Source organism: Acinetobacter sp. UBA6720 (assembly GCF_002454215.1).
In the GTDB taxonomy this organism is placed as follows: Bacteria; Pseudomonadota; Gammaproteobacteria; order Pseudomonadales; family Moraxellaceae; genus Acinetobacter.
Window position 1 is genome coordinate 95,744 of the sequence record NZ_DKIK01000140.1, and the last position, 7,589, is coordinate 103,332.

6 protein-coding genes and 1 pseudogene are annotated in these 7,589 nt (G+C 39.7%); 6 read left to right on the forward strand and 1 reads right to left on the reverse strand.

Going from position 1 to position 7,589, the window contains the following annotated elements; all coding sequences use genetic code 11:
• Positions 1-115: 115 nt before the first annotated feature.
• The 6 genes from uvrB (at position 116) to B4F08_RS12290 (ending at position 7,389) form a co-directional block, all read left to right on the forward strand.
• A complete protein-coding gene (gene uvrB, locus B4F08_RS12265; protein WP_119063693.1) occupies positions 116-2,137 on the forward strand; it encodes an excinuclease ABC subunit UvrB in 2,022 nt (673 codons plus the stop codon).
• A 103-nt stretch (positions 2,138-2,240) separates the two neighbouring features.
• The gene (locus B4F08_RS12270) at positions 2,241-2,825 is read left to right on the forward strand and encodes a lipocalin family protein (protein WP_086210865.1); all 585 of its coding nucleotides are present in this window, start codon (positions 2,241-2,243) and stop codon (positions 2,823-2,825) included.
• A gap of 156 nt (positions 2,826-2,981) precedes the next feature.
• Positions 2,982-3,917 carry an EamA family transporter RarD gene (gene rarD, locus B4F08_RS12275; protein ID WP_291374496.1) on the forward strand — a complete coding sequence of 312 codons (936 nt, stop codon included), beginning with the start codon at positions 2,982-2,984 and terminating at the stop codon, positions 3,915-3,917.
• Positions 3,918-4,240: 323 nt separating this feature from the next.
• Positions 4,241-5,698 carry a glyceraldehyde-3-phosphate dehydrogenase gene (locus B4F08_RS12280; RefSeq protein WP_086210867.1) on the forward strand — a complete coding sequence of 486 codons (1,458 nt, stop codon included), beginning with the start codon at positions 4,241-4,243 and terminating at the stop codon, positions 5,696-5,698.
• Positions 5,699-5,950: 252 nt separating this feature from the next.
• Positions 5,951-6,700, forward strand: coding sequence for an MFS transporter (locus B4F08_RS12285; RefSeq protein WP_414632476.1), 750 nt, complete (start codon positions 5,951-5,953; stop codon positions 6,698-6,700).
• Positions 6,701-6,708: 8 nt separating this feature from the next.
• Positions 6,709-7,389 carry a hypothetical protein gene (locus tag B4F08_RS12290; RefSeq protein WP_291374497.1) on the forward strand — a complete coding sequence of 227 codons (681 nt, stop codon included), beginning with the start codon at positions 6,709-6,711 and terminating at the stop codon, positions 7,387-7,389.
• Positions 7,390-7,443: 54 nt separating this feature from the next.
• Here B4F08_RS12290 and B4F08_RS12295 read toward each other — a convergent pair.
• Positions 7,444-7,589, reverse strand: a pseudogene (locus B4F08_RS12295) (KR domain-containing protein); the annotation flags it as partial.

A 7,589-nucleotide genomic window follows, 5' to 3' on the forward strand; every position in this document is an offset into this window, starting at 1 on the left:
TGAAAAATCTTTGTAATATTTTCAGTAAATTACATTAAAAATTTAAAAGCAAGATTTGCTCGGGATTGAATCTGTTAAAATAGTTGGTTGAAGAAGCAAATCTTGGGATATGTCTGTGAGTGAGAAACAACCTTTTGATTTAGTCACCAATTACCAACCCGCAGGTGATCAGCCGCAAGCTATTGAAAAGCTTGTTGCTGGAATAGAAAAGGGCTATCACGACCAGTTATTACTTGGAGTTACGGGTTCAGGTAAAACCTATACCATGGCCAACGTGATTGCGCGGACGCAACGTCCGACTATTGTTATGGCACATAATAAAACCTTAGCTGCACAGCTTTATGGTGAGTTCAAATCTTTCTTTCCGAACAATGCTGTCGAATATTTTGTTAGTTATTATGATTATTACCAACCTGAAGCCTATGTGCCATCTTCAGATACATTTATTGAAAAAGATTCAGCGATCAATGACCACATTGACCAAATGCGTTTATCTGCAACACGGTCGCTCTTAGAACGTCGCGACGCAATTATTGTTGCTTCAGTTTCTGCTATTTATGGTTTGGGTGACCCCAATGCCTATATGAGCATGTTGCTACATATTGTGCAGGGAGACCGTATTGCACGTGATGATATCATCCGTCGTTTGGTGGAAATGCAATATAGTCGCAATGAACTTGAGTTTTTACGTGGTACTTATCGTATCCGCGGTGAAATTATTGATATTTTCCCAGCGGAATCAGATCAACATGCAATTCGGATTGAGTTGTTTGATGATGAAGTGGATTCGATTCGCTGGTTTGACCCGCTGACAGGCAAACTGGTACGTAAAGTTCCGCGTGTAACTATTTATCCAAAAAGCCACTATGTAACACCGAAAGATAATTTAGAACGCGCCATCGGCACGATTCGTGAAGAATTAAAAGAGCGTTTAGGTTTCTTTCGTGCCCATGACAAATTGCTTGAAGCACAGCGAATTGAGCAACGCACCCGCTATGACTTGGAAATGATGCAGCAGTTGGGCTATACCAACGGTATTGAAAACTATTCACGGCATTTGTCAGGACGGCCTGCGGGTGAAGCACCACCAACTTTGTTCGATTATGTCCCTGATGACGCCTTACTGATTATTGATGAGTCGCATGTGACTGTACCGCAAATTGGCGCGATGTATAAAGGTGACCGTTCGCGTAAAGAAAACTTGGTGAATTATGGTTTCCGTCTTCCTAGTGCTTTAGATAACCGCCCAATGCAGTTTGAAGAGTGGGAACGGATTACCCCAGCAACGATTTATGTCAGTGCAACACCAGCCAAATACGAGCTTGAAAAAGCCGAACAGGTGGCTGAACAGGTGGTTCGTCCTACAGGTCTGATTGACCCCGAAATTGAAGTGCGTCCAGTACTGACTCAAGTGGATGATGTGTTGTCTGAGATCAATATCCGTAAAGATCTCGATGAGCGTGTGTTAGTGACGACTTTAACCAAACGTATGGCAGAGGATCTAAGCTCGTATTTGAAAGAATATGGAGTGAAGGTGGCTTATCTACACTCAGATATTGACACTGTTGAGCGAGTGAAAATCATTCATGACTTACGTTCAGGTGTCTACGATGTGCTTGTCGGGATTAACTTACTACGTGAAGGCTTGGACATGCCAGAAGTCTCTTTGGTCGCTATCTTGGATGCTGATAAAGAAGGCTTTTTACGTTCTGAACGGTCTTTGATTCAAACCATTGGTCGGGCAGCCCGTAATGTAAAAGGTAAGGCTATTTTATATGCAGACCGTATCACCGACTCTATGCAAAAAGCCATTGATGAAACGGAACGTCGTCGTCAAAAACAAATGGCGTTTAATCAACTGCATGGCATTATTCCACGTAGTACCATTCGACAAAATAAAAAGGATATTGATACAGGTGAAGTACTGACGGATGAGCAAGTTGAGAGCAATATTGCCGATCAACATCAGACACTCAGTGCAGACGAACAGCATTTATTGTCTGATCCAAAACTTCTTGCGAAACACTTAAGCAAGTTGGAAAAAGAAATGCTCAAAGCCTCTAAAGAGTTACAGTTTGAGCAAGCTGCGCGACTACGCGATGAAATTTTGCGTTTAAAATCGCAGCTTTTGGCTTAGTCTATATTTACATAACGCTACAGTAATTTGGGCAGAAAGCATTATTTTTTAAAGAGATGTTTATTTTTAGATCATAAATTCTGAAATATTAAAGGTACAGTTTATGTCTGCAAATCTTCCCAAGGCGGGTTTTACCCTTGCCAAAATTGCTGTAGGTGGTGCTGTTCTGGTGGGCTTAGGTATGGCAACCATGGCTTATGCTCAAAGTAAGCCTTTAGCTGTGGTGGATAAGATCGAATTGGATCGTTATTTGGGGGTATGGTATGAAATAGCGCGTAAGCCTATGTACTTCCAAAATAAATGCGGAACTAATGTCTCAGCGATTTATACACTCAATGAAAATGGCAATGTCAGTGTCGATAACCGCTGTTATGCTCAAGATGGCAAGCTGATGCAGTCGATAGGTGAGGCATTTGTACAAAACCCACCTTTTAACAGTAAGTTGAAAGTGAGTTTTTTACCTGAGGCTGTGCGGTGGTTGCCTGTGGCGCGTGGGGATTATTGGATTTTAAAAATTGATGATGACTATCAAACAGTGCTTGTAGGTGAGCCACGCCGCAAATATATGTGGGTGCTTTCTCGTACACCGCAAGCAGATCCTAAAGTTATTAATGAATACTTGGAATATGCTAAGTCGGTAGGCTACGACTTAAATGATTTAATCCATACCAAACAGTTGCCAAAGTAAAATTGATAGTATTGTCTAAGCCATGCGGAAGCATGGCTTTTTTATTTCTAGGCATTATTTTAAGCCTATTAAAACTTGAATAATAAAGCTTTATTTGGATGAAAGCTTTATAATTGGTCGAATTTAAAGTTGCCCACAATGTATATGGAGTGAAGGATGTATAAAGGTGTTGCATTATCAGTTTTAGCATCCGTTACTTTTGGGGTGTTATATTTTTATACCTTTTTTCTAAAACCTTTAGATAGTGAGCAAACCTTTGCTTGGCGTATGTTTGCCACACTTCCTTTTTTAACGGCATTTATGTGGTGGAGTGGTGATTTAAAACTGATCATCGAGTTATTTAAGCGTATTTTTAAACAACCATGGATGATTGCATGGTTATTATTCAGTTCGTTTTTATGTACAACCCAACTATGGCTGTTTTTATGGGGGCCGATGAATGGTCGTGGCTTACAAGTGTCCCTCGGCTATTTTTTACTGCCTTTGGTCATGGTATTGGTTGGTTGCATCCTTTACAAGGAAAAGCTATCCCGCTGGCAAATGGTTGCAGTCGCTTTTGCTGTGCTTGGGGTTGGACATGAAATTTGGCGTATTGGCAGTATGGCATGGGAAACAGTCTATGTTGCTGTGGCTTATCCTTTGTATTTCTTCTTGCGCCGTGTCTGTAAAACAGATCATTTGGGGGGCTTCTGGTGGGATCTGTGTTTAATTCTCCCTGTCGCATTTTATTTAGGATTTGTACATAGTGATAGTTTAATGTTGATGCAGCAGTTTCCGCATCTTATTCTTGCTGTCATTGGTTTAGGTTTTCTAAGTGCGATGGGCTTGGGAAGTTATATTTTAGCAAGTCGTTATTTACCTTTTGTGATTTTTGGTTTGCTGAGTTATTTAGAACCAGTGCTGTTAGCTGGTGCATCCATTACGATGGGTGAGCGTGTTGAGGCGGGTGAGTGGTTCACCTATATTCCTATCTGGTTTGCTGTTTTGTTGCTGATTATTGAAGGCACTCTGCATTTATATAAACAACAGCAAAATAAAAAACAACTCGAGCGAAATATTGAGCATTTTGAAAAACAGCAGCATCCAGACTGATCTGATCATGTTTGATGTTGCTATTGTGCTGGAATTTGGACGATGACCAAGTCTCTTATTTGTCTATTGCTCTTTAAGAATAGTTGACTGTTTGATAAAACATCATTTGTGTAACTGTTTATTTTTTATTTAAAAAAATTAGTTTTAGATTTTTCTACTGAAAAATCATTGGACTAAATTCAATCATTTCTGAAATTAATAATGAATATACGATAAAAAACATCATGCATTTACAGCTTTCGATTCAAACTTGGCACTAAATCCTTTACAATTGTTGGGTTTTGAAATTTATGCTTAGATTAAATTAATTAGAGGACGTATCTGTGAGCAAAGAGACTATCATCGCCCTACACGCAGAACACCAAGGTCGCTGGAAAAACCGTGAAGAAATCGCAGAACAAATGATCGCTTTGATCGGTCAGCTTTACCGTGAAAAAAATATTGTAGTTTCAGTGTTTGGACGTTCTTTAGTTAACCGTTCAGTAATTCAAATTTTAAAAGCACACCGTTTCACACGTATGATGGACGTTGAGCTTTCAGTTGTGCATACATTCCCAATTCTTGAAGCGCTCGCTAAAATTGAAAATATTGGTACTGCTGAAATTGATCTAGGCAAATTAGCTGTTGCTTTCAAAGAGCAAGGTGGCGATGTTGATGCATTTGTTGCAGCAGCAGTTAAGTCTGTAGAAGGTCGCCCAACTTCTGTAGAAGGCCGTGACGTTGTACTTTACGGTTTTGGTCGTATTGGTCGTATTCTTGCGCGTTTAATGATTGGTCAGTCTGGCCTTGGACGTGGCTTAAACTTAAAAGCGATTGTGGTTCGTAAGTCTTCTGATGGTGATTTAGAAAAACGTGCGTCTTTATTACGCCGTGACTCAATCCATGGTCCTTTCTCTGGTACGATTTCTGTTGATGAAGAAAACGAAGCAATTATTGCAAATGGTCAATTCATCAAAGTGATTTATGCCTCTAACCCATCTGAAGTTGACTACACTGATTATGGCATCAGCAATGCGCTTGTGATTGACAACACGGGTAAATGGCGTGATGCAGAAGGTCTTGCTCAACACCTTAAATGTCCTGGTGCTGCACGTGTAATTCTAACTGCACCTGGTAAAGGTGACATGAAGAACGTGGTATTTGGTGTGAACCAAGCAGACATTCTTGATGAAGACAAAATCATCTCAGCTGCAAGTTGTACTACAAACGCGATTACACCAACACTTAAAGTACTACATGACAAATACACAGTGTTGAATGGTCACGTTGAAACAGTTCACTCATTCACAAATGACCAGAACTTAATTGACAACTACCATAAAGCAGACCGCCGTGGTCGTGCTGCAACATTGAACATGGTAATTACTGAAACTGGTGCGGCTAAAGCGGTTGCTAAAGCACTTCCAGCACTGCAAGGTAAACTGACAGGTAACTCTGTACGTGTTCCAACACCAAACGTTTCACTTGCGATTCTAAATTTAACTTTAGACAAAGAAGTTGATCGTGATGAAGTGAACGAATACATTCGTAAAATCTCAATCAGCTCAAGCCTTCAAGGTCAGATCGGTTATACCAACTCGACTGAAGTTGTATCATCTGACTTTATCGGTTCGCGTACTGCTGGTGTATTTGATGCGCAAGCAACCATTACTTCGGGCAACCGTTTAACTGCGTATGTTTGGTACGATAACGAAGTAGGTTATAGCTGCCAAGTATTACGTATTGCAGAGCAAATGGGTGGCGTAAGCTATCCTAAAATTCCTACTGAAACAAATGCATAATTTGTAGTAGTGATCAAAAAGAGCCTCATATGAGGCTCTTTTTTTTACTTGCTGATTTATAAAGTTTGTACATATATGTCAGGATTGGCATAAGTATTGAATTTCATGGTAAGAGTTGCCAATGCTTAATTCTGACTTATTTACTTAGAATAATTGGAACGTTTTTATCGAAATAGACATTTATATATTTATCGAGTCAGGTTGGGATGACCTGTAAACAGACTGGGCTGACAAAAGGATTAGACTTGTCAGATGAAGAATCAAAATAAAAAAAGGAATTTGACTTTGCAAGTGAAACACCTGCTCAGTGGATTGGTATTTATTGTGTTAGCAACCATGTGTGGTGTATTCATCGCTATTTGGATGTTTAAACACTTTAATATCTATATTCCCTTAGAAAATCAAAAAGTCAGTATTGATCTACAAGAGCCTTTACAAGCTGAGGTCAAAATTCATGACGCTTTAGATGTGGATGTGACAGGGCGTGTGAATGCTGAAATTCCGATCCGAGAAAACCTGAATATTCCACTGACCCAAACTCTGACACCACGTGTGTATTTTGATAATCAAGTCCCGATCAAAACCAGCATTCCAGTGCGTGAAATCTTGAAAATTAATCAGAGTATGCCTGTGGATACCAAGGTGCAGGTAAAAGTCATGGGACGAGATGTAACTTTGCCTTTAAAAGGCAATATTCCTATTCAGCTGGATGTTCCAATTCATATTGATGTGCCACTGGAACAGCAAGTACACCTCAAATTTGATGCACCTGTAAAAACTGTACTGAAAGAAAATCTACATATTCCAGTAAATACAGTGGTTAAGACCAATATTCCAATACAAGGGCATTTAAACGTTCCTATTAAAACGGCATTGAAAGCTTCGGTGGATGTGCAAAATACATTGCCAATTGAAATTAAGCAGGGGGAGTTGAAGATTCCACTCAACAGTTTGCAATTACTGCGTGAAAAACCTCTATCTCAAGAACACGTGAAGCCATAGGAGGGAGTATGTGGATATTTCAGTCTGCGAAGCGGCTTGTCTTGAGTTTTATGTGCGTTGTCATTTTGGTGGGTGCGCTGTTTTGGTTGTACCTGAATATTCAAGCCAGTATGCAAGTGTCTGCAAATGAAGCACAAATTCAACTGTCAGACTCTTTACCGACAAAAATACAAGTCGGTAATTATTTAGAAACTCAATCTGTTGGAACTTTAGATACGCAACTGAAAATTGATCAAAAAATTAATTTGCCTTTACATGGAAAATATTTGGCAAATTTGGAGTTCGAAGTAGAAGTACCTGTTTCTGTATCGGTTGATTATCAAACCGAGGTGCTTATTGATCAAAACATGCCGTTGGAGACCAATACGGATTTAATTTATCAGAATAAACTGTTGCCTAAGTTTCCACTCACTTTGGATATTCCGATTAAACTAGCTGTGCCATTTCATTTAAAGCAAGACTATCAGATTCCGATCAAAATTATGTTTAATGGCTTGGTTTATTTTGAGTTCAATGAGCAAGTACGACTGCATGTGTTGCATCAGTTTGCGCCACAGCTTAATTTGAATGACCCAATGACTATGCGAAAAATAGCAAGCTTCAATGCCACCATGTATAACACGGAGCGGAGTACGACAGCGAACTTGGAGATGAATATGACACTACCTGTGAAGAATATTCATCCATAAAGAAAACACCACCAATCATTGGCGGTGTTTTCATGTGAAAATCAAAAGGGTGGCTTAAAGTGCAGCTTTGATCGCATCTTGAATGTTCGTAGTTTTACGTCCAATCAATTGTTCTAGGTCTTGACTGTCACTATACATTGCACCTTGTATAGTTTGAATGTCTGCATCAACGATGACCTCAACTAAGCCAGCAGGTAAGC